General features: G+C 58.8%; 16 protein-coding genes and 1 pseudogene. 13 read left to right on the top strand and 4 right to left on the bottom strand.

Going from position 1 to position 22,617, the window contains the following annotated elements:
• Positions 1 to 68: 68 nt before the first annotated feature.
• Positions 69 to 2,288, bottom strand: a complete 2,220-nt coding sequence (locus FBY03_RS03140; protein WP_147170740.1) for a primosomal protein N' — start codon at positions 2,286 to 2,288, stop codon at positions 69 to 71.
• Between the two features lie 167 nt (positions 2,289 to 2,455).
• Here FBY03_RS03140 and rpmE point away from each other — a divergent pair, with 167 nt between their 5' ends.
• From rpmE to FBY03_RS03120, 4 genes are all read left to right on the top strand, one after another.
• On the top strand, positions 2,456 to 2,671 hold the full coding sequence (gene rpmE, locus FBY03_RS03135; protein ID WP_147170739.1) for a 50S ribosomal protein L31: 216 nt from the start codon (positions 2,456 to 2,458) through the stop codon (positions 2,669 to 2,671).
• A gap of 26 nt (positions 2,672 to 2,697) precedes the next feature.
• Positions 2,698 to 3,498, top strand: coding sequence for a thermonuclease family protein (locus FBY03_RS03130; RefSeq protein ID WP_147170738.1), 801 nt, complete (start codon positions 2,698 to 2,700; stop codon positions 3,496 to 3,498).
• On the top strand, positions 3,495 to 4,937 hold the full coding sequence (locus FBY03_RS03125) for a M48 family metalloprotease (protein WP_147170737.1): 1,443 nt from the start codon (positions 3,495 to 3,497) through the stop codon (positions 4,935 to 4,937). Before FBY03_RS03130 ends, FBY03_RS03125 begins: the two co-directional genes overlap by 4 nt.
• Positions 4,938 to 5,041: 104 nt before the next feature.
• Complete coding sequence (locus FBY03_RS03120) at positions 5,042 to 6,310, top strand: malic enzyme-like NAD(P)-binding protein (RefSeq protein ID WP_147170736.1); 1,269 nt, start codon at positions 5,042 to 5,044, stop codon at positions 6,308 to 6,310.
• A 133-nt stretch (positions 6,311 to 6,443) separates the two neighbouring features.
• On the opposite strand, the pseudogene FBY03_RS03115 reads toward FBY03_RS03120, so the two are convergent.
• The 3 genes and pseudogenes from FBY03_RS03115 to FBY03_RS03105 all read right to left on the bottom strand — a co-directional run.
• Positions 6,444 to 6,704 (bottom strand): annotated as a pseudogene (locus tag FBY03_RS03115) (transposase); the annotation flags it as partial.
• Positions 6,685 to 6,984, bottom strand: coding sequence for a hypothetical protein (locus tag FBY03_RS03110; RefSeq protein ID WP_147170734.1), 300 nt, complete (start codon positions 6,982 to 6,984; stop codon positions 6,685 to 6,687). The pseudogene FBY03_RS03115 and the gene FBY03_RS03110, both read right to left, overlap by 20 nt.
• Before the next feature lie 140 nt (positions 6,985 to 7,124).
• Positions 7,125 to 9,563: a penicillin-binding protein 1A gene (locus FBY03_RS03105; protein WP_371920741.1), complete on the bottom strand. Its 2,439-nt coding sequence runs from the start codon at positions 9,561 to 9,563 to the stop codon at positions 7,125 to 7,127.
• 184 nt (positions 9,564 to 9,747) lie between these two features.
• Here FBY03_RS03105 and FBY03_RS03100 point away from each other — a divergent pair, with 184 nt between their 5' ends.
• The 9 genes from FBY03_RS03100 (at position 9,748) to gltB (ending at position 22,595) form a co-directional block, all read left to right on the top strand.
• Positions 9,748 to 10,812: a pilus assembly protein PilM gene (locus FBY03_RS03100; protein WP_147170732.1), complete on the top strand. Its 1,065-nt coding sequence runs from the start codon at positions 9,748 to 9,750 to the stop codon at positions 10,810 to 10,812.
• The gene (locus FBY03_RS03095) at positions 10,812 to 11,384 is read left to right on the top strand and encodes a PilN domain-containing protein (RefSeq protein ID WP_147170731.1); all 573 of its coding nucleotides are present in this window, start codon (positions 10,812 to 10,814) and stop codon (positions 11,382 to 11,384) included. Before FBY03_RS03100 ends, FBY03_RS03095 begins: the two co-directional genes overlap by 1 nt.
• The gene (gene pilO / locus FBY03_RS03090; protein WP_147170730.1) at positions 11,381 to 12,004 is read left to right on the top strand and encodes a type 4a pilus biogenesis protein PilO; all 624 of its coding nucleotides are present in this window, start codon (positions 11,381 to 11,383) and stop codon (positions 12,002 to 12,004) included. The genes FBY03_RS03095 and pilO overlap by 4 nt, the downstream gene beginning before the upstream one ends.
• Positions 12,001 to 12,525: a type 4a pilus biogenesis lipoprotein PilP gene (gene pilP / locus FBY03_RS03085; RefSeq protein ID WP_147170729.1), complete on the top strand. Its 525-nt coding sequence runs from the start codon at positions 12,001 to 12,003 to the stop codon at positions 12,523 to 12,525. Before pilO ends, pilP begins: the two co-directional genes overlap by 4 nt.
• Positions 12,526 to 12,579: 54 nt before the next feature.
• Positions 12,580 to 14,658 (top strand): type IV pilus secretin PilQ, encoded by a 2,079-nt coding sequence (pilQ, locus tag FBY03_RS03080; protein WP_147170928.1) that lies wholly within the window; start codon positions 12,580 to 12,582, stop codon positions 14,656 to 14,658.
• 4 nt (positions 14,659 to 14,662) lie between these two features.
• A complete protein-coding gene (gene aroK / locus FBY03_RS23160) occupies positions 14,663 to 15,181 on the top strand; it encodes a shikimate kinase AroK (RefSeq protein ID WP_147170728.1) in 519 nt (172 codons plus the stop codon).
• Between the two features lie 51 nt (positions 15,182 to 15,232).
• Positions 15,233 to 16,336, top strand: a complete 1,104-nt coding sequence (gene aroB, locus FBY03_RS03070; protein ID WP_147170727.1) for a 3-dehydroquinate synthase — start codon at positions 15,233 to 15,235, stop codon at positions 16,334 to 16,336.
• Between the two features lie 10 nt (positions 16,337 to 16,346).
• The gene (locus tag FBY03_RS03065; RefSeq protein WP_147170726.1) at positions 16,347 to 17,906 is read left to right on the top strand and encodes an SPOR domain-containing protein; all 1,560 of its coding nucleotides are present in this window, start codon (positions 16,347 to 16,349) and stop codon (positions 17,904 to 17,906) included.
• Between the two features lie 240 nt (positions 17,907 to 18,146).
• Entirely contained in the window at positions 18,147 to 22,595 is a 4,449-nt protein-coding gene (gene gltB, locus FBY03_RS03060; RefSeq protein ID WP_147170725.1) for a glutamate synthase large subunit, read from the top strand.
• Positions 22,596 to 22,617: the final 22 nt, after the last annotated feature.

Below are 22,617 nucleotides of genomic sequence, written 5' to 3'. Positions count from 1 at the left end.
GATGTGGAACGCTGTCGGTACGTGATGAAGCGCGGCAGCAACGGGGTCAACATCTTAGCTGTTATGAGCTAAAACAAGTCGATCGGGTCGACATCCAGCGACCAGCGTACCGCGCGGCCGCTGGGCATTTGTTCCAGTGCCGCGGTCCAGCTGTTCAACAGCCGATGCAGGGCCGCGCGGGTTTCGCCTTGCACCAGCAGTTGCGCCCGATAGCGGCCGGCGCGCCGCTCCATGGGCGCCGGCACCGGGCCGAGCAGTTCGATGCCGCTGAGCTTCAGTTCGTCCAGTAGCAGTTCCGCTTCCGTGCAGGCGTGGTCGAGAAAGCCCTCGGCCTGGCCAGGTTTGTGCGCTTCGGCGCGCAGCAGGGCGAGGTGGCAAAAAGGCGGCAGGCCGGCACCGCGGCGCTCGCTGAGGGCCTGTTCGGCAAAGGCGAAGTAGCCCTGCTCGGTCAGCTGGACCAAGAGTGGATGGTCGGCCAGGTGACTCTGGATGATCACCTTACCGGGCTCCTCGGCGCGCCCGGCCCGCCCGGCGACCTGGACGATCAGCTGGGCCATGCGCTCGCTGGCGCGGAAGTCTGCGGAAAACAATCCGCCGTCGGCATCCAGAATCGCCACCAGGGTGACGCGTGGGAAGTGATGACCCTTGGCGAGCATCTGGGTGCCGACCAGGATGCACGGCTCGCCGCGCTGGATGGTGCTGAGCAGGTTGTTCATTGCCTCCTTGCGCGAGGTGCTGTCGCGGTCCACGCGCAGCACCGGCACCTTCGGGAAGAGAATCGCCAGCCGTTCCTCGGCGCGTTCGGTGCCGGCACCAACCGGGCGCAGGTCGACGTTCTGGCACTTCGGGCAATTGTTCGGCTGGCGCTCGACATGGCCGCAGTGGTGGCAGCGTAATTCACGAGAGCGCTGATGCACGGTCATCCGTGCATCGCAGCGCGGGCACTCCGACAGCCAGCCGCAGTCATGGCACAGCAAGGTCGGAGCGAAGCCACGGCGGTTGAGAAATACCAGCACCTGCTGGCCGGCCGCCAGGGTCTGGCCGATGGCTTGCTGCATAGGACCGGAGATCCCGGAGTCGAGCGGTCGGCTCTTCACATCCAGACGCAGGAAGCGCGGCTGTTTGGCACCGCCGGCCCGCTCGCGCAGGTGGAGCAAGGCATAGCGTCCGCTGTGAGCGTTGTGCAGGCTTTCCAGGGAGGGGGTGGCGGAGCCGAGCAGGACCGGGATGTTCTCCTGATGAGCGCGTACCACGGCCAGATCGCGGGCGTGATAGCGCAGGCCTTCCTGCTGTTTATAGGAGGCGTCGTGTTCCTCATCGATGATGATCAGGCCAGGGCGCTGCATCGGGGTGAACAGCGCCGAGCGGGTGCCGATGATGATGTCGGCCTCGCCATCGCGGGCGGCCAGCCAGGCCTCCAGGCGCTCGCGGTCGCTGACCGCCGAGTGCAGCAGGGCGATCCGGGCATTGAAACGCTGCTCGAAGCGCGCCAGGGTCTGCGGGCCCAGGTTGATTTCGGGAATCAGCACCAACGCCTGCTTGCCAGCTTCCAGGGTTTCGCGGATCAGCTGCAGGTAGACCTCGGTCTTGCCGCTGCCGGTGACGCCCGCGAGGAGGAAGGCATTGAAGCTGCCAAAGCCGGCGCGCACCGCCTCGGCGGCGGCCCGCTGTTCGGGGTTCAGCGGCAGCTCTGGTTGCGCCAGCCAGTTGGCGTGGCGTTCGCTGGCGGCATGGCGGCGCACCTGAACCTTGATCAGGTCCTTGTCCAACAGCAGGTCGAGGCTGTCTTTGCTCAACTGCAACTTGCTCAGCAGCGAGTGGGCGACACCGTGGGGGTGTTGGGCGAGTGTCTTCAGTGCATCGCGCTGGCGTGGCGCGCGGCTCAGGCGCGGGTCGTCCAGTTGCGCCCCCGGGGCTATGGACCAGAAACGCTCCTGGCGCACCTCGGCCGGTTCGCCCTGGCGCAGCAGTACCGGCAGGGCCCAGCTGAGGGTGTCGCCGAGGCTGTGCTGGTAATATTGCGCAGTCCACAGGCACAGCTTGAACAGCGCCGGCGGCAGTGGCGATTGAGCGTCCAGCAGTTGCAGGGCGGGCTTGAGCTTGTCCGCCGGCACCTCGCTGTGATTGGTCACCTCGATCAGGATGCCGATCAGCTCGCGCCGGCCAAAGGGCACACGCAAGCGGGCGCCAGGTTGCAAGGCGCTGTGCGGTACACCGGGCGGCGCGCGGTAGTCGAACAGGCGACGCAACGGTGAAGGCAGGGCGAGGCGCAGAATGGGGTCGGGCACGCGATGGGCTCCGGTCGAAAGAGGCGCGATCTTAGCATGCAGGCATGCGACGGCCGGCGGCGAGGGCCGCTTGCATCGGGCAGATGGTCTGGTATGATCCGCGGCCTATTTCCGTGCGGTACCTGACATTGGGTTGGGTGGCGGCACAAAATTTCGAGGAATACACCATGAAAGCCGATATCCATCCTACCTACGAAGCCATCACCTGTACCTGCAGCTGCGGCAACGTGATCGAAACTCGCTCCACCCTGGCCAAGCCGTTGAGCCTGGACGTGTGCAACGAGTGCCATCCGTTCTACACCGGCAAGCAGAAAGTGCTGGACGCGGGCGGTCGCGTAGACAAGTTCAAGCAGCGTTTTGGTGTGTTCGGCTCCAAGGCCTAATTGGCTTTGTCGTCCCGGAAGGCCTGATGGGCTTCTCCGTGATGTTGAAAAAGGCGTCCCTAGTGGGCGCCTTTTTCGTTTTTGTGCTGTATCTGACGCCTGCGCAGGCGTTTTGTCCGGCGCCCGGCAAGTTGCCGAGCGTCAGGGTGCAGCATGTGGTGGATGGCGACACCTTGCGCTTGATGGATGGCCGCACTGTACGCCTGATCGGCCTGAACGCCCCCGAGCTGGGGCGTAAAGGTCGCGCCGCCGAGCCGTTTGCCGAGGCCGCGCGGCGTCGCTTGCGTGAGCTGGTCGCGGCCAATGACGGGCGCGTCAGGGTGTGGCTCGGCCGTGAGGAGAAGGATCGCTACGGACGTACGCTGGCGCATCTCTACGATGCCCGTGGGCGTAACCTCGAGGCGCAGCTGTTGGCCGAAGGCCTGGGCTATCTGGTGGCAATCGCACCGAATGTGGCGCTGGTCGAGTGTCAGCAACTCGTCGAGCGCAGTGCGCGACAGGCGGGCCTGGGGCTATGGCGGCAGCCCCCGGTGCAGACGCCAGGACAGTTGCAGCGTGGCGGCTTTGCCCTGGTTCGGGGGCAGGTCGAGCGGGTCGAGCGCAATCGTGGCGGGCTCTGGCTGGAGCTGGGCGATTCCCTGGTGGTGCGTGTGGCGCCGCAGTCGCTGGGTGCATTCGATCTGGGGGCGTTGCGCGCGCTGGTCGGGTCGCGCGTCGAGGTGCGGGGGTGGGTGATTGACCGCTCAGGGGGTGGCGGCGTAAAACCGGGGCAGGCCCGTTGGATGTTGTCGCTGACCCATGAGGCGATGTTAGAGGTAGTGCCATGAAGCTACGTTACTTGGTCGCGTTACCGCTGGTGCTGGCGCAAATGGCGGGTTGCGCGGTGAACCCCGCCACTGGGCGCAACGACTTCGTGATGATGAGCGAGCAGCAGGAGCTGGAACTCGGGCGTCGCTACAACCAGGAAATCCTCAAGCAATATCCGCGCTACGCCGACGAAAAACTGCAGGCCTATGTACAGCAAGTCGGTGAGCGCGTGGCCAAGAGCAGTCATCGTAGCCAGCTGGCTTACCAGTTCACTGTGGTGGACAGCCCGGAGATCAACGCCTTCGCCTTGCCTGGCGGGTATATCTACATCCATCGCGGGCTGCTCGCCTACCTCAATTCGGAGGCCGAGTTGGCCGCTGTCCTCGGTCACGAGGTCGGTCACGTCACCGCACGGCACAGCGTGCGCCAACAGAGTCAGTCGAGCGCCTGGGGCATCCTCGGGCAGGCCGTGGCGATAGGGACCGGTGTCGGCGCCGCGGGGGACCTGACCAGCGCCCTCGGCTCCGCTTTCGTGCGTGGTTACGGACGCGACATGGAACTTGAGGCCGACGGCCTGGGCGCGCAGTACCTGGCGCGTGGTGGTTACGACCCGCAGGCGATGATTGAGGTGGTCAAGGTTCTGAAGAACCAGGAAGACTTTGCCCGCGATCAGGCGACCAAGCGCGGGCAGACGCAAGCGCCCAGCGGCTACCACGGCTTGTTCGATACTCACCCAGACAATGATCGGCGCTTACAGCAGGTGGTGGGGCCTGCCCAGGCGTTGGCGACCGGCCAGCAAGAGGTCAAGCGCGAGGTGTTTCTCAGACACCTGCAGGGGTTGCCGTTTGGTGGCTCCGAGGCCACTGGGGTGCGCCGCGGCCAGCAGTTCTATCATGCTGAGCTGGATTTTACCCTTAAATTTCCCGAAGGCTGGGATGTCGTCAATCGACCGGACGCGCTGATTGGCCATAGCGCCGACCAGCAGGCGTTCATCGCCATGACCCTGGCAGCCAACCCGAACAACCTGTCTCCGGCCGAGCTGCTGCGTCAGCGTGTCGGCGGGCAGCGCCTGGTCGCCGAGGCGGCGCTCCAGCAGGCGGGCGTGCAGGGCTATACCGCGATCATCCCAGGTGGCGCGGCGAAGCGAGTAGCAGCGCTGCAGCAGGGCGAACGGACCTATCTTTTCGTTGCGGCGGTGCGCGGGCGGGCGGCACTGGAAAGCCAGGATCCTCAGTTTCTCGAGGTGATCAAGAGTTTCCGTCCGCTGACAGTCGCCGAGCGCAAGCTGGCAGAGCCGCTGCGTCTGCATCTGGTCAAGGCGACCGGCGGGCAGAACATGGCGGCCCTGGCCAGGCAAAGTAAGCTGCCGGGTGATGCCGAGGCGAGCTTGCGCCTGCTCAATAATCTCTACCCCGCAGGCGAGCCGCATCCCGGTGACTGGCTGAAAGTGGTGCGTTAGTTGCTGGCGTCGCCGCCTGACTCAACAGTCTTGTGCAGATGTATACAACTTGCGTATCCTCGGCCGCCTGCCTGTTCAACAGCCAAAAAAGCGGAAATGCCCCTATGTCTGATTTGAAAACCGCCGCTCTCGAATATCACGCGAAACCCCGTCCGGGGAAGCTGAGTGTCGAGCTGACCAAGCCCACCGCGACTGCTCGCGACCTGTCGCTGGCCTACAGCCCGGGTGTTGCCGAGCCGGTACGTGAAATCGCGCGCGATCCGGAGCTGGCGTACCAGTACACCGGTAAGGGCAATTTGGTTGCCGTGATCTCCGATGGCACTGCGATTCTCGGGCTGGGAGACCTCGGCCCGCTGGCGTCCAAGCCGGTGATGGAAGGTAAAGGCGTGTTGTTCAAGCGCTTTGCCGGTATCGACGTATTCGACATCGAAGTCGACTCGGAAAGCCCGCAGGCCTTTATCGATACCGTTAAGCGCATCTCGATCACCTTTGGTGGCATCAACCTGGAAGATATCAAGGCACCCGAGTGCTTCGAAATCGAGCGCGCGCTGATCGAGCAGTGCGACATTCCGGTGTTCCACGATGACCAGCACGGTACCGCTATCGTCACCGCGGCCGGTATGCTCAACGCTCTGGAAATCGCTGGCAAGACGCTGGAACAGGCCAAGATCGTTTGCCTCGGCGCAGGCGCCGCCGCGATTTCCTGCATGAAACTGCTGGTGAGCATGGGTGCCAAGGTCGAGAACATCTTCATGATCGACCGTAAGGGCGTGATTCACGCCGGGCGTGATGACCTGAATCAGTACAAGGCCGTGTTCGCCAGCGAAACCGACAAGCGCACCATGTCTGACGCCCTCGAGGGTGCCGATGTATTCGTCGGCCTCTCTGGCGCCAACCTGCTGGGGCAGGAAGATCTTATGCGCATGGCGGCCAACCCGATCGTGTTCGCCTGCTCCAACCCCGATCCGGAAATCAAGCCGGAACTGGCGCATGCCGCGCGCAATGACGTGATCATGGCCACCGGGCGCTCGGACTACCCGAACCAGGTCAATAACGTACTGGGCTTCCCGTTCATCTTCCGCGGTGCCCTGGACGTTCGCGCCACCCGCATCAACGAGGAAATGAAGATCGCCGCCGCCCTGGCACTGCGCGATCTGGCCAAGCTGCCGGTGCCGCAGGACGTCTGTGATGCTTACGGCGGCATCGAGCTTTCGTTCGGGCGTGAGTACATCATTCCAAAACCAATGGATGCACGCCTGATCACCGTAGTGTGCGACGCGGTCGCCAAGGCGGCTATCGAGAGCGGTGTGGCAACCTTGCCTTATCCGAAGCACTACCCGCTGAAGTCGGTGGACGACGTGTTTAACGGCTAATGCCAACGCATAAATAACCGGCTCTTCAGGCCGTGTGAAAACGGCCTGTTGCTGGTCACGGCGACAAAAGCAAACGCCCCGACTGGTTCGGGGCGTTTGCTTTTGCGATCAAAAAATCTCAGTACAAGCCTGTTTAAGCCAACCGCTCGATCATTCGGCGTGCGCTCAGCACGTTTATGGCTCGTTTGAGGTTGTAGGCCTGCACCGCCAGTGACATTTCCGCCCCTGCCCCACTGAAGTGGCGCATGAGGAAGCGGCCGTAGCCGAACAGCCACTGTTTGAGATGACCAAAAGGGTGCTCAACGAAGGCGCGGCGCCTGAGCATCATTTGCGGATGGGCTTGCAGGCGTTGCTACATGCGCACGAACGCCGCTTCACAGGAATGCCGCGAGAGGCAGTGCTGCCTGAAATTTGCAGCCGTCGATGGCCACCAGTAGGACGCTGATCAAGCCCACTTGGCGACAGGAGCCGTAGAGATGCAGCTTGAGCATGCCGCCAGGATAGTAGGAGGGGCGCCCGGTCTTGCGGGGCTGGACTTTGCCGAAGCCCAACTCGCGCAAGCCCAGCCGCGCCACATAGGCCTCGATCATCCGATGATCCTCGGGAACCGGCTCATCCAGCACCACCGGAAACAAACTGCCCTGGCGGCGCACCTCGCCTTGGATGGAGTGCATAAACGAAAATACCCGTATCTCTCGATACGGGTATTTCTATATCCGCCGCTCAGGCTGCTAGGTTTCGACACAGTCTGCTCGGCGGTTTTTTATGCGCGGGACATGCCTTTGTGTACGGTGCTGAGCCGGTCGCCGTCTGTTTAGAACAAGTCGATCGGCGCCGCTTCATCGGCGGGTAGGGGGCTTCCGGGGATGCCCAGGCTTGGATCCAGCTCGCTCATTGATGGTGGCGAATCTTCGCTCTTGAACAGCTCGAAGTAGGCGTTCGCGGTGCCGGGCAGGGCGGCGCGGCCGCTATAGGGGTCGATGCGTAACGTCAGTATGCCGGGAGGCTCGGCGGGTGCATGGCTGGGGCGGTCTTTCAACGCGGCGGCCATGTAGCTCATCCAGATCGGCAGGGCCACAGTGCCGCCATACTCTCGTCGTCCCAGGCTTTCGGGTTGGTCAAAACCTGCCCAGACGGTGGTGACGTAGTCGGCGTTGTAGCCAGAGAACCAGCTGTCCTTCGATTCGTTGGTGGTGCCGGTTTTTCCTGCCAAATCACTGCGACCAAGCGCCAAGGCCCGACGTCCCGTGCCGCGTTTGATCACGTCCTGCAGCATGCTGGTCATGATGTAAGCGGTGCGTTCGTCGATGATTCGTTCGGCGGCCACTGGCTCTGCGGCGAGCTGCTGGGTGTTGCCAGGCTGCTCACCACTCTCGCCATTGCTGCTAGTCGACGCTATGGCGCCGGTGTCTGCGGTAGAGCCGTTACCCGCTATTGTGGGTGGGTTGGCAATAAACAAGGGTTCGCCGTGGCGGCTATCGATTCGCTGAATCAGGTACGGCTGGGTTTTATAGCCACCGTTGGCGAACGTGCTCCAGCCTGCCGCGACCTCCAGCGGCGTCAGGTTTGCAGTGCCCAGAGCCATCGATAGGTTGCGTGGCAAGTCCTGCTTATTGAAACCAAAACGGCTGACGTAGTTCAGGGCATATTCGATGCCGATGGCTTGAAGAAGGCGGATCGAGACCAGGTTACGTGACTTATAGAGCGCTTCACGCAGGCGGATTGGGCCGAGAAAGGTGTTGTTGTCGTTTTTCGGCCGCCAGACCTGATCGAGGTAGTCGTCGACCAGCACGATAGGTGCATCGTTCACCAGGGTCGCGGCGGTGTAGCCACTGTCGAGCGCGGCGCTGTAGATGAAGGGCTTGAAGCTTGAGCCGGGTTGGCGCTTGGCCTGGGCGGCGCGGTTGTAGTTGCTTTGCTCGAAAGAGAAACCACCTACTAGTGCACGGATGGCGCCGTTTTGTGGATCAAGCGAAACCAGTGCGCTCTGCGCGGCCGGCAATTGGACAAAGTGCAAGCTGCCGTCGTCCTGACGCTGCACGCGTATCAGGTCACCGATCTGGGCTACATCACTGGGTTGTTGTGGGCGCGGGCCGAGGCTGTTGGTATTGAGGAAGGGGCGGGCCCATTTCATGCTGTCCCAGGCGACGGCTTCTTCCCTGCCGCTACGGGTCAGCACGAGTATGCCGCTTTTCTCTACCTGGGAAACGATCGCAGGTTCGAGCTCGCTCGACGAGGTTTTTTTGGCCAGTTCAGCCAGCCAGGTTTCCTTGGTCATGCCTGGTAAGCGACTTTCAGGACCGCGATAACCGTGGCGCTGGTCGTAGCTGATCAGGCCCTCGCGTACTGCGGTATTGGCAGCCTCCTGTAAATCGCTGGGAACCGTAGTGGTGACGTTGAAGCCTTCGGTGTAGGCGTCGCTGCCATAGCGGCCCACCATTTCAGCGCGAGCCATTTCCGCCACATAGGGCGCGACGATCTCGGGGGTTGGGACGTGGTAGCTGGCGTTGATTGGCTCAGCCAGGGCTTCTTCATAGCGTTGTTGGTCAATTCTCCCGAGCAGGTGCATGCGCCCGAGAATCCAGTCTCGACGCTCCTTGCTGCGGGTAGGGTTGATCAGTGGATTGAAGCGTGAGGGCGCTTTCGGCAGGCCGGCAATCATCGCCATCTGCGACAGGCTCAGCTCGCGGATCGATTTGCCGTAGTAAACCTGGGCGGCTGCTTCGATGCCATAAGCGCGGTTGCCGAGGTAGATCTTGTTGACGTACAACTCAAGGATCTCGTTCTTGCTCAGTTCCCGTTCGATTTGCAGCGCAAGAAGTATCTCGTTGATTTTGCGAGAGAAGCTTCGCTCGCTGGTGAGGAAGAAGTTCTTCGCCACCTGCATCGTGATGGTGCTGCCGCCCGACTGGATTTGTCCGCTTTTCAATATTTGTGTAGCGGCGCGCAGCAGGCTGCTAAGGTCAACGCCATAATGGTTGGCGAAGTTATCGTCTTCAGCCGCGAGCAGCGCGTTGGTGAAGTCGCTGGGGATGTCGGCAAAATCGATGGGGGAGCGACGCATTTCGCCAAATTCGGCGATCAGCTTGGCGTCACTGCTGTACACCCGTAAGGGGATCTGTAGCTGAATGCTACGCAGCGAATCGACTGATGGCAGGCTGGGGCTTAGGTAGAGGAAGGCGCCGCTGAGACTGAGTAATAGTCCACAAAAAACGGCGACACCAGACCAGCAAAAGAACTTCAACAGACGCATCAAGATTTTTAGATTTCCAGATAAAAGAACGAGTTAAGCGGAAGGCAAGGTTAAAAGGGGAAAACTGTTCACATTATAAGCGCTTTTTTTCCTGGGGAGCCATTTGCGCTTCTGTCAAGACTGTTATTTAATGTGAAAAAACATAAATAGTCCGTAAGTCGCGGATGCCAATAGGAAATCGGTCGTGCTAGGGCTCTTCAATAAGAAAGCGAATACGCTGCTGGGGATTGATATTAGTTCGACCTCCGTCAAGCTCATCGAATTGAGTCGCTCAGGAAGCCGCTACAAGGTAGAGGCTTATGCTGTTGAGCCGCTCCCGCCAAATTCTGTGGTCGAGAAAAATATCGCCGAACTGGAAGGCGTTGGTCAGGCACTTTCACGGGTGCTGGCCAAGTCAAAGACCGGGGTGAAAACCGTCGCCGTCGCGGTAGCGGGTTCAGCCGTGATCACCAAGACCATCGAGATGGAAGCTGGCCTCACTGATGATGAGGTGGAGAATCAGCTGAAGATCGAGGCCGACCAGTACATCCCCTATCCGCTTGAAGAAGTGGCCATCGACTTTGAGGTGCAAGCTTCCTTACCGGGTAATTCCGGCCGAGTCGAAGTGCTGCTCGCCGCTTGTCGCAAGGAGAACGTCGAGGTTCGCGAGGCTGTCCTGGCCTTGTCGGGGTTGACGGCCAAGGTGGTTGATGTCGAGGCGTATGCTTTGGAGCGGGCTTATGGCCTGCTTGCAGAGCAACTCGGCAGTGGGAGTGAGGAGTTGACCGTAGCGGTGGTCGATATTGGTGCGACCATGACCACTCTGAGTGTTCTGCACGGCGGCCGTACTATCTACACGCGCGAGCAGCTTTTCGGCGGTAAGCAGCTTACCGAGGAAATCCAACGGCGCTATGGTCTGTCGGTAGAAGAGGCTGGCCTGGCTAAAAAACAGGGCGGTCTCCCAGACGACTACGACAGCGAGGTGTTGCAACCGTTCAAAGAAGCGGTCGTGCAGCAGGTTTCGCGCTCTCTGCAGTTTTTCTTCGCCGCAGGCCAGTTTAATGATGTCGATTACATTCTCTTGGCGGGCGGTACGGCCTCAATTCCCGATCTTGACCGTCTGATCCAGCAGAAAATTGGCACGCAAACCTTAGTGGCCAACCCCTTTGCAGACATGGCGCTAAGCGGCAAGGTCAATGCAGGGGCGTTGGCTAGCGACGCTCCGGCATTGATGATTGCCTGTGGTTTGGCGATGAGGAGTTTCGACTAATGGCGCGTATTAACCTTCTTCCATGGCGCGAGCAGTTGCGCGAGGAGCGCAAGCAGCGCTTCTTGGTCACGCTGGTCGGCGTCTTGGTGGTCGCAGCCGGCACCGTATTCCTCGGTGATCAGTATTTGAATGGCGCAATTGAGCAGCAAAATGCGCGGAACCAGTTCGTGCGCAAAGAAATTGCTGTGTTGGATGCTCGCATTAAGGAAATTAGCGAGCTGAAGACCCGCCGACAGCAGTTGCTGGAGCGAATGAAAATTATTCAGGACTTGCAAGGTAATCGTCCGGTCACTGGTCGGGTGTTCGATCAGCTGGTGAGAACCTTGCCGGACGGTGTTTATTTCACCGGTCTTAAGATGGGCGGTAAAAATATCGCCATTCTCGGTGCTGCCGAATCGAATAATCGAGTTTCAAGTTTGATGCGCGGTTTGGATTCATCTGAGTGGCTGGAGTCTCCCAATTTGACCGAGGTCAAGGCGGTTACGGCTGGAGCGGTCGATCAGGCCAATGTATTCAAATTAACCGTCCAGCAAACGCAGCCGAAGCTTGATGCGGAGGAGGCTAAAAAATGAGTTTGGGTGAATCGCTAGAAAGTCTAAGAAAAATTGAGCTCAGTGAGCTTGACCTCAATAATATTGGTTCTTGGCCGGCAGCAATAAAATTTATCGCCTGCTTGTTGCTATTGGTCATTGTGCTGGCGTTGGGTTACAACTTTCACTTGAAAGATTTGCAGGCGCAATTAGAGCAGCAACAAAGTGAGGAAGGCACGCTTAAACAGCAGTTTTCGACCAAGGCGTTCCAGGCCGCCAACCTTGAGGCATACAAGGAGCAGATGAAAGAGATGGAGATTTCATTTGGCGCCTTGCTGAGACAATTGCCGAGCGATACAGAAGTGCCTGGATTACTCGAAGATATAACGCGCACAGGGCTGGGCAGTGGTCTGGAGTTTGAAGAAATAAAATTACTACCAGAAGCTGCTCAGCAGTTTTATATAGAGTTACCTATTCAGATAAAGGTGGTTGGGGCGTATCACGATCTGGCAACGTTTGTCAGCGGTGTCGCCAGTCTGCCGCGCATCGTTACGTTGCATGACTTTGAAGTGGTGCCGGCCCAGGCGGACAGTGCATCTAAGCTGCGTATGAATATCGTGGCTAAGACGTACCGTTACAACGACAAGGGGGTGGTGCAATGAGAAACTCCCGCCTTTTATTTTTTGTCTCTGTCTTAAGTTTGACGGGTTGTGGCGCAGGTGGCGATTTTAGTGACTTGCAGGCGTATATGGATGAAGTGCGCTCGCGACCCAAAGGCTCTATTGAGCCGTTGCCAGTGTTTCAGCCGTACGAGAGTTTTACCTACAGTGCTGCTGCTTTACGCAGCCCTTTTCAGCCGCCGATCAAAATAGATGTGGTCAGCCGACAAAAGGGCTCTCAAGAAATAAAACCGGATGAGACGCGGGTCAAACAATTTCTTGAGGACTTTAATATTGAAGTGTTCGAGATGGTCGGCACCCTTGCCAACGACCATGGCATGTTTGCTTTGGTGAGTGGGGCGGGCGGCGTGCATCGAGTCAAGGTAGGAGATTACCTGGGCAGGAACCACGGTCGCATCCTGGTGATAGATGAGTCCAAGGTCGATGTGATTGAAATCGTCCCAGATGGCGAAGGTGGCTGGCTCGAACGGCCACGCAGTCTCCCCCTTAAGGAGCGCTCTTAACAGAGCGGAGTGATCATGAAAAAAAATAACCGGTCTGCCCAACGGAACCTGAGAATGAATAGCTCCTTATCGCGTTTAGGTATTTTATTGTCAGCGGTGCTGTTATCGCCAGGGCTGTTGGCGGCTAATCTGCAGGCACTTGACGTCGCTGCCTTGCCTGGTGATCGGGTGGAGCTGAAGTTGACTTTCGACGAGCCAGTGGTGGCGCCGCGTGGCTATACAATTGAGCAGCCGGCACGAATCGCACTCGATTTGCCAGGTGTTTCCAATGCGTTGGGAACAAAAAACAGAGAGCTGGGTGTTGGTAATGCACGCAGTGTTACTGTGGTTGAGGCGAAAGACCGAACGCGGTTGATTATTAACCTGACTAATTTGGCGCCTTATAGCACCCGTGTTGTAGGGAATGATCTTTATGTGCTCGTGGGTGAGGGGACGAAGCGCAGTGCATCTGCCGCGCAGCCAGTTACTGCAGCAGTGCCTGTCGCTAATGCGCCTGCTGCAAAAATCTATGCGCCTACGAGCAAGGCCATCAGTAATATTGACTTTCAGCGTGGTGAGCAGGGTGAGGGTAATGTTGTCATTACCCTGTCAGATGCTTCGGTAAGTCCTGATATTCAGGAACAGGGTGGAAAAATCCGTCTGGATTTTGCAAAGACTCAGTTGCCTGAGTCTCTGCGTGTTCGATTGGATGTCAAGGACTTTGCAACTCCTGTCCAGTTTGTCAGTGCAACAGGCTCTGCAGATAAGGCCAGCATAGTTATTGAGCCAACTGGTTCTTATGATTATCTAGCCTATCAAACAGATAATAAGCTCACGTTAAGTATAAAGCCGTTGACTCAGGATGATGTTGAGAAGCGCAAAAGTGAGCGATTTGCTTACAGTGGAGAAAAGCTTTCGCTGAATTTTCAGGATATTGATGTCCGTTCGGTGTTGCAGTTGATTGCGGACTTCACTGACTTGAACCTGGTGGCTAGTGATACGGTTCAAGGCAACATTACTTTGCGTTTGCAAAACGTGCCGTGGGATCAGGCGTTAGACTTGGTACTTAAGACCAAGGGTTTGGATAAGCGCAAGGTGGGTAATGTATTGTTGGTGGCACCTGCCGATGAAATCGCCGCGCGCGAGCGTCAGGAGCTTGAGTCGCAGAAGCAAATTGCAGAGCTTGCTCCGCTGCGCCGTGAATTGATTCAAGTCAATTACGCTAAGGCCTCCGATATGGCCAAGCTTTTCCAGTCGGTTACCAGTGCCGACGGCACAGCCGATGAGCGCGGGTCTATTACAGTAGATGATAGAACCAACAGTATTATCGCCTACCAGACTCAGGTTCGTTTGGATGAGCTGCGTCGTATTGTGTCTCAGCTCGATATTCCAGTGCGCCAGGTTATGATTGAGGCTCGCATCGTTGAGGCGAATGTCGATTATGATAAGGCTTTGGGGGTTGAGTGGCGGGGTGTATCGCTTGGGGATAATAACTTTGTGGTGGGTGGAACTAATAGTTTAATTAAAGGCTCTGATCCGCTTGATTTTCAGGCCGGCACTTTCGTCGATTTGGGGGCTGCAGGGGCGAATACAGGGTTGAATCTTGGGTTTATTACTAACAATACCTTGTTGGATCTTGAATTGTCCGCCATGGAAAAAACAGGAAATGGTGAGGTTGTCTCGCAGCCGAAAGTTGTTACGTCAGATAAAGAAACTGCCAAAATCTTGAAGGGTTCTGAAGTTCCTTACCAAGAAGCGAGTTCCAGCGGGGCAACCAGTACTTCATTTAAGGAAGCTGCCTTGTCGTTGGAAGTGACTCCCCAGATAACACCTGATAATCGTATTATTATGGAGGTCAAGGTCACCAAGGACGCTCCTGATTTTTCTAATGCGGCTTCGAGTGGAGGTGTCCCCTCTATTAATAAAAATGAGGTCAATGCAAAGGTTCTTGTTGCGGACGGTGAAACTATCGTAATTGGTGGCGTCTTTTCAAATACCCAAAGCAAGTCGGTTGATAAGGTTCCGCTGCTGGGTGATATCCCGTTTATTGGGGCTATGTTCAGACGAGATGTTGTCAAAAATAGCAAATCCGAGCTGCTGGTTTTCCTCACGCCGCGTATCATGAACAACCAGGCCATTGCTGTGAGCCGTTGATTCTGTGCGCAATTTGATCCTCGTTGGCCCGATGGGTGCTGGTAAAAGCACCATCGGGCGTTTGCTTGCCAAAGAGTTACGCTTGCCTTTCAAAGACTCCGATAAGGAGATTGAGCAGCGTACCGGGGCCGATATTCCCTGGATCTTCGATGTGGAGGGGGAGCAGGGGTTTCGTGAGCGCGAGCAGGCAGTGATTGCCGCGCTGTGCGACTTGGATGGCATGGTGCTAGCGACGGGCGGTGGTGCTGTCATGCGGCCAGAAAACCGTGCGGCCCTGAGGTCAGGTGGGCGAGTCGTGTACCTGCACGCTTCGGTTGAACAGCAGTTGGATCGGACCTCGCGCGATCGTAATCGCCCTTTGTTGCGTGCCGGAGACCCGGGTAAAGTGCTCCGTGATTTGCTGGCGATTCGCGATCCGTTGTACCGTGAAATTGCAGACGTTATTGTCGAAACCGATGAGCGCCCGCCTCGTTTGGTTGTGCAGGAAATACTCGAGCGCCTTGAAGTGCTCGCTCCCCGTTAAAGCGCAGGCAGAACTGCGCTATCCTAAGTCCCTTTTGACTCTGGGGGCTCCATGCAAACTCTTCACGTCGATCTCGGTGAGCGCAGTTATCCCATTTATATTGGTGCCGATTTGTTGGCTCGGACCGATTTGTTGGCGCCGCACATCGCTGGGCGACAAGTCGCTATCGTTACCAATGAAACGGTTGCGCCGTTTTACTTAGGTACGCTCGAAGCGGCGCTTGCTGGGTACGCGGTGACTTCGATTGTCTTGCCGGACGGGGAGGCATTCAAGAATTGGGAAACCTTGCAGACAATTTTCGATGGTTTGCTCGGTGCTCGGCATGATCGGCGCACCACTGTGGTGGCGTTAGGCGGAGGGGTGGTCGGCGATATGGCGGGTTTTGCCGCCGCCTGCTATCAGCGTGGAGTCAACTTCATTCAAGTCCCGACTACCTTGCTGTCGCAGGTTGACTCTTCGGTTGGTGGCAAGACGGGAATCAATCACCCGCTCGGAAAAAATATGGTTGGGGCTTTCTATCAGCCGCAAGCTGTATTGATCGATACCGCAAGCTTGGCCACTTTGCCTGGCCGTGAGTTCTCGGCGGGACTGGCTGAAGTGATCAAGTATGGCTTGATTTGCGATGAGCCTTTTATCGGTTGGCTCGAAGAAAACATGTCCGCATTGCGCGCTCTCGATCAGGCGGTATTGACTGCGGCGGTCGAGCGCTCCTGTGCGGCCAAGGCGCGAGTAGTTGGCGCCGATGAACGGGAGTCAGGTGTGCGTGCCACGCTTAATCTTGGGCATACCTTCGGTCATGCTATTGAGACGCATCAGGGCTACGGCGTCTGGCTGCACGGCGAGGCAGTGGCGGCAGGTACGGTGATGGCAGTGGAAATGTCGATGCGAATGGGTTGGGTCACCACTGCCGAGAGGGATAGGGTTATTCGTTTGTTTCAGGCTGCGGGTTTACCGGTCGTGCCACCAAAAGATATGACGCCGGAGCATTTCCTCGAGCATATGGCCGTCGATAAGAAGGTGCTGGATGGTCAGTTGCGGCTGGTGTTGTTGCGGCGCTTGGGGGAAGCGGTGGTTACCAGTGAGTTCCCACGCGAAATTTTGAATGCCACGCTCAGTGCAGATTACGCTGCGCTGGTGGATCAGCTAAAACATTAATGAGTGCACCATGACCAGTTTGCATGCTGACGAGGCCTTTCTCGAGCACTATCAATTCAGTCACGATCCTTTCGCGGCGCGGGTGCCGGGCTTCAAGTTCTTTCCGGCCCAGCGGAAGCCAGTGCTCGGGCAACTGCATCACCTTGCTCGTTACAGCCAGCTGTTGCTGGTCGTGAGTGGCCCGCAAGGGAGTGGTAAAACCTTGCTGCGACAGGCTCTGGTGGCCAGTACTAATAAGCAGGCGGTGCAGAGTGTAGTTATTAGCGGGCAGGGCGCTGCTGAGTCCGGTGCGCTGTTGCGTCAAGTGGCGCAAGGCTTGCAGATGCAGCAGCCTGAGCTGCAGGCGATTTTGGCTCAGGTCGGGCAGTTGGCGCTGACCGGGCAAGAGGTCTATTTGCTGGTCGATGATGCGCAGCAGTTGAGTGAAGCCGCGTTGATCAGTCTGTTGGCGCTGGCAGCGGGCAATGCCGAGGGGCGAGCGCATGTGTTTCTGTTTTCCGAACCTGGTTTGATTCCACGCCTGGAGTCGTTGGCTGAAGGCGGGGAGTGCTTTCATGTCATCGAACTGCAGCCCTACGGCGAAGATGAGTCGCGCGAATATCTGGCTCAGCGACTTGAGGGGGCGGGGCGAGGGCTTGAGGTATTTACCGATGAACAGCTCACCGCTATTCATGAGCAGTCCGAGGCGTGGCCTGGGCTGATTAATCAGGTGGCGCGCGAGACCTTGGTTGAGACCATGTTGGTTCAGCGAGGCGCGGCTAAGCGATCTGGGTTTTCACTCCGTCTGCCGAAAAAGCACTTACTGGCATTGGCTGTTGTGGGGCTTGGGGTGTTTGCTGCCTGGATGATGCAGGGGCGCTCAGGTGCTGAGGTGGTGGTGCCGACTGTGGCGCAGTTACCACTCGACCAGAACGTTGCGCCTACAGTGCTCGACTCGGCTTCTGACGCAGCCGATCCGAATCCTCCTGCCATTGAGTTCGCGGGTGCCAGCCAGCCTTTACCGCTACCGCTGGTTGGCGAGGCTCAGCCGGTTATTCGCGAGCCATTGGCTCAGGCAGCCGGTTTGACTGGGGCTGAGGAAGCCGATGTGACAGGGCGTGAGAGCGCAGCCGATGTGCACGTGGACGAGCGTCCGCTACCTGCTCCTGGTCCTGCTCCTGCTCCTATTGCTCCTATTGCTCCTGCTGCTACTGCGGTCAAGGCCGAGGTGCCGGTCTCCGTGGTGCAGGCGCCAAAGCCTGAATCACCACCGGTGGTGAAGTCGGCGGTCAAAGCCACGTTGGCGGCTGACTGGTATGCGGCGCAGGCGGGTTCGCGCTATACCCTGCAAGTTTTTGGAGCGCGTGCCGAGCGAAGTGCGCAAGCCTTTGTGCGTGAGCAGGGGGCGGAGTACCACTATTTCAAGAAGCAGCATCAAGGGCAGGCGCTGTACGTCGTGACCTATGGCAGCTTCTCCTCCCATGCTGCCGCTCAGGCGGCGCTCAAGGGCTTGCCGGCCAAGCTGCAAGCGGGTAAGCCGTGGCCGCGGACCTTTGCCAGCATCAAGCATGAGATCGCTCAGGCCCGATGATGTAGGGGGTGTTCGCACTCTGTGACCGACGGGTCTTTAGCACGACTTGTCGGTCCATTCCTTCGTTTTCGCGACATAAAATTTCAGTAGGTCGTCGCCAGGATTTGTGACGGCCTAGGCGGATATGTACAATAACCTCCCTTTTGCCTGCGCAAAGCTGAGGCTTTGCCCTGTGCGCATGGTAAGTAACTGTATTATAAGCAATTTGCCTTGTTTAAAGGCTGCCTGGTGAGAGTCCCTATGAAAGCAGGTTTGTACCATCCTGATGAGTTCAAGGATAACTGCGGCTTCGGCCTGATTGCCCACATGCAGGGCGAGGCAAGCCATCACCTGCTGCAGACAGCTATTGAAGCGCTGACCTGCATGACCCACCGCGGTGGGATCAACGCCGATGGCAAGACCGGTGATGGCTGTGGTTTGTTGATCCAGAAGCCTGATGCCTTTCTGCGCGCCGTGGCCCAGGAGCATTTTGCGGTCGAACTGGCGAAGCAGTACGCCGTCGGCATGGTGTTCTTTAATCAGGACGCCGATAAAGCCGAGGCCGCTCGCGAGAACATGAATCGTGAGATTTTGGCTGCCGGTTTGAAACTGGTCGGCTGGCGCAAGGTTCCGATCGACACTAGCGTGCTCGGTCGTCTGGCCTTGGAGCGGCTGCCGCAGATTGAGCAAGTGTTCATCGAGGGCGAGGATCTCAGCGATCAGGAGTTCGCGATCAAGCTGTTCAGTGCTCGTCGCCGCTCTTCGGTGACCAATGCGGCTGACAGTGAGCATTACATCTGCAGCTTCTCGCACAAGACCATCATCTATAAAGGTCTGATGATGCCGGCCGACTTGCAGCAGTTCTACCCCGACCTGGGTGACGAGCGCCTGCAGACGGCCATCTGCGTATTCCACCAGCGTTTCTCCACTAACACCCTGCCGAAGTGGCCGCTGGCGCAGCCCTTCCGCTTTCTTGCGCATAACGGTGAGATCAACACCATCACCGGCAACCGCAACTGGGCCCAGGCTCGGCGCACCAAATTCGCCAACGACTTGATCGGGGACCTGGATGAGTTGGGCCCGCTGGTCAACCGTGTCGGTTCCGACTCATCGAGCATGGACAACATGCTCGAACTGATGGTCACCGGTGGTATCGACCTGTTCCGCGGTGTGCGCATGATCGTTCCGCCAGCCTGGCAGAACGTCGACACCATGGACGCGGACCTGCGTGCCTTCTACGAGTACAACTCCATGCACATGGAGCCCTGGGACGGCCCGGCCGGCGTGGTGCTCACCGATGGCCGCTACGCCGTCTGCTTGCTCGATCGCAATGGTTTGCGTCCGGCGCGTTGGGTGACCACCACCAATGGCTACATCACCCTCGCCTCGGAAATCGGCGTGTGGGGCTACCAGCCGGAGGACGTGATCGCCAAGGGTCGGGTCGGACCTGGGCAGATTCTGGCGGTGGATACCGAAACCGGTCAGGTGCTGAGCACCGATGATATCGACAACCGCCTGAAGTCGCGGCACCCCTATAAGCAGTGGCTACGCAAGAATGCTCTGCGTATTCAGGCGACCATGGAAGATAACGACCATGGTTCGGCGTTCTACGATGCCGATCAGCTCAAGCAATACATGAAGATGTACCAGGTCACCTTCGAGGAGCGTGATCAGGTACTGCGGCCGTTGGCCGAACAGGGCCAGGAAGCTGTCGGCTCTATGGGTGACGACACGCCGATGGCGGTGCTGTCACAGCGCGTGCGTTCGCCCTATGACTACTTCCGCCAGCAGTTCGCGCAGGTCACCAACCCGCCGATCGATCCGCTGCGTGAAGCCATTGTCATGTCGCTCGAGGTCTGCCTCGGTGCCGAGCGCAATATCTTCGATGAGTCGCCGGCGCATGCCACGCGGGTCATCCTCAGCTCGCCGATCATTTCCCCGGCCAAATGGCGGACCCTGCTGAACCTCGAAACACCTGGCTTCGAGCGGCAGATCATCGACCTCAACTACGAGGAGTCGATGGGCCTGGAAAATGCGGTGCGCAATATCGCCGATCAGGCCGAAGAAGCCGTGCGCGGTGGCAAAGTGCTGCTGGTGCTTAGCGATCGTCACATCGCCCCGGGCAAATTGCCGGTGCATGCCGCTTTGGCGGTCGGGGCGGTGCATCACCGTCTGGTGGAAAAAGGCCTGCGCTGCGATTGCAACATCCTGGTCGAGACGGCTACTGCGCGTGATCCGCATCACTATGCCGTGCTGCTCGGTTTTGGCGCCTCGGCGGTCTATCCGTTCCTGGCGTATGAAGTGCTGGGTGATCTGATCCGGACCGGCGAAGTGCTCGGCGATCTGTATGAAGTATTCAAGAATTACCGCAAAGGCATCACCAAGGGATTGTTGAAGATCCTCTCGAAGATGGGCATCTCCACGGCTGCCTCTTACCGCGGTGCGCAGTTGTTCGAGGCCATCGGTCTGTCCGATGAGGTGGTCGACCTGAGCTTCCGTGGCGTACCGAGCCGGATCAAGGGCGCGCGTTTCGTCGATCTCGAGGCGGAACAGAAGCTGCTGGCCAATGAGGCCTGGAACAACCGCAAGCCGATTCAGCAAGGTGGCCTGCTCAAGTTCGTTTACGGTGGCGAGTACCACGCCTACAACCCGGATGTGGTCGGCACCCTGCAGGCCGCCGTACAGCAGGGCAGCTACGAGAAGTACAAGGAATACAGCACACTGGTCGACACCCGCCCGGTGTCGATGATCCGCGACCTGCTCAAGCTCAAGTTGGCCGAGCAGCCACTGAGCCTCGACCAGGTCGAGCCGATGGCGGCGATTCTCCAGCGCTTCGACTCCGCGGGTATCTCGCTCGGCGCCTTGTCGCCGGAAGCCCACGAGGCCATTGCCGAGGCGATGAACCGCCTGGGCGCGCGCTCCAACTCCGGCGAGGGTGGTGAAGATCCGGCCCGTTACGGCACCGTGCGCAGTTCGAAGATCAAACAGGTGGCGACCGGCCGTTTCGGCGTGACACCGGAGTACCTGGTCAACGCCGAAGTGCTGCAGATCAAGGTGGCCCAAGGCGCCAAACCCGGTGAAGGCGGGCAGTTGCCGGGTGGCAAGGTCAACGGTCTGATCGCCAAGCTGCGCTACGCGGTGCCGGGCGTGACCCTGATCTCGCCGCCGCCGCACCATGACATCTATTCGATCGAGGATCTGGCGCAGCTGATCTATGACCTCAAGCAGGTCAATCCGGCGGCGCTGGTCTCGGTCAAGCTGGTTTCGGAAGCCGGGGTCGGCACTATCGCCGCCGGTGTGGCCAAAGCCTATGCCGACCTGATCACCATCTCCGGTTACGACGGTGGCACTGGCGCTTCGCCGTTGAGTTCGATCAAATACGCCGGTGCGCCGTGGGAACTGGGCCTGGCCGAGACCCACCAGACCCTGCGTGGCAACGATTTGCGCGGCAAGGTACGGGTGCAGACCGACGGTGGTTTGAAGACCGGCCTCGACGTGATCAAGGCCGCCATCCTCGGTGCCGAGAGCTTCGGTTTCGGTACCGCGCCGATGATCGCCCTAGGCTGCAAATACCTGCGCATCTGTCACCTGAACAACTGCGCCACCGGTGTCGCCACGCAGAATGAAAAACTGCGTAAGGACCACTACATCGGTACGGTCGACATGGTGGTGAACTTCTTCACCTATGTCGCCGAAGAGACCCGCGAGTGGCTGGCCAAGCTCGGCGTGAGTAGCCTCGGCGAGTTGATCGGGCGCACCGATCTGCTCGAAGTATTGCCGGGCGAAACCGCCAAGCAGAACCAGCTGGATCTCAGTCCGCTGCTGGGCAGCGAGCATATTCCGGCCGACAAGCCGCAGTTCTGTGAAGTCGAGAAGAACCCGCCGTTCGACCGGGGCCTGTTGGCCGAGAAAATGGTCGAGTTGGCCAAGCCGGCAATCGATGCAGCCAGTGGTGGCGAATTCGCCCTGGATATTTGCAACTGCGACCGCTCCATCGGCGCGCGGGTGTCCGGCGAAATTGCCCGTGTGCATGGCAACAAAGGCATGGCCAAGGCGCCGATCACCTTCCGCTTCAAGGGCAGTGCCGGGCAGAGCTTTGGTGTGTGGAACGCCGGTGGCCTGAACCTGTATCTGGATGGCGACGCCAACGACTATGTGGGCAAAGGCATGGCCGGTGGCAAGCTGGTCATCGTGCCGCCAGCCGGCAGCCCGTTCAAGACCCAGGACAGCGCCATCATCGGCAACACCTGCCTGTACGGCGCCACCGGCGGCAGACTGTTTGCCGCGGGTACCGCCGGTGAGCGCTTTGCCGTGCGTAACTCCGGTGCGCATACTGTGGTCGAAGGGACTGGCGACCATTGCTGCGAATACATGACCGGCGGCTTCGTCTGCGTGCTGGGCAAGACCGGCTACAACTTTGGCTCGGGCATGACCGGCGGCTTCGCTTACGTGCTCGACCAGGACAACAGCTTCGTTGACCGGGTTAACCATGAGTTGGTGGAGATCCAACGCATCAGCGGCGAGGCCATGGAGTCTTATCGCAGCCACTTGCAGCGTGTGCTTGCCGAGTATGTACAGGAGACGTCCAGCGAATGGGGGCAAAACCTCCTGGAAAACCTGGACGACTACCTGCGTAAATTCTGGTTGGTCAAACCCAAGGCCGCGAGCCTGAAGTCGCTGCTCTCCAGCACCCGTGCCAACCCGCAATAATGCGCGCCTGCAGTAGTTTGAT

Origin of the sequence: Pseudomonas sp. SJZ079 (assembly GCF_007993865.1) — a bacterium.
Lineage (GTDB): Bacteria > Pseudomonadota > Gammaproteobacteria > Pseudomonadales > Pseudomonadaceae > Aquipseudomonas.
This window is presented reverse-complemented; position numbering and strand designations above follow the sequence as displayed.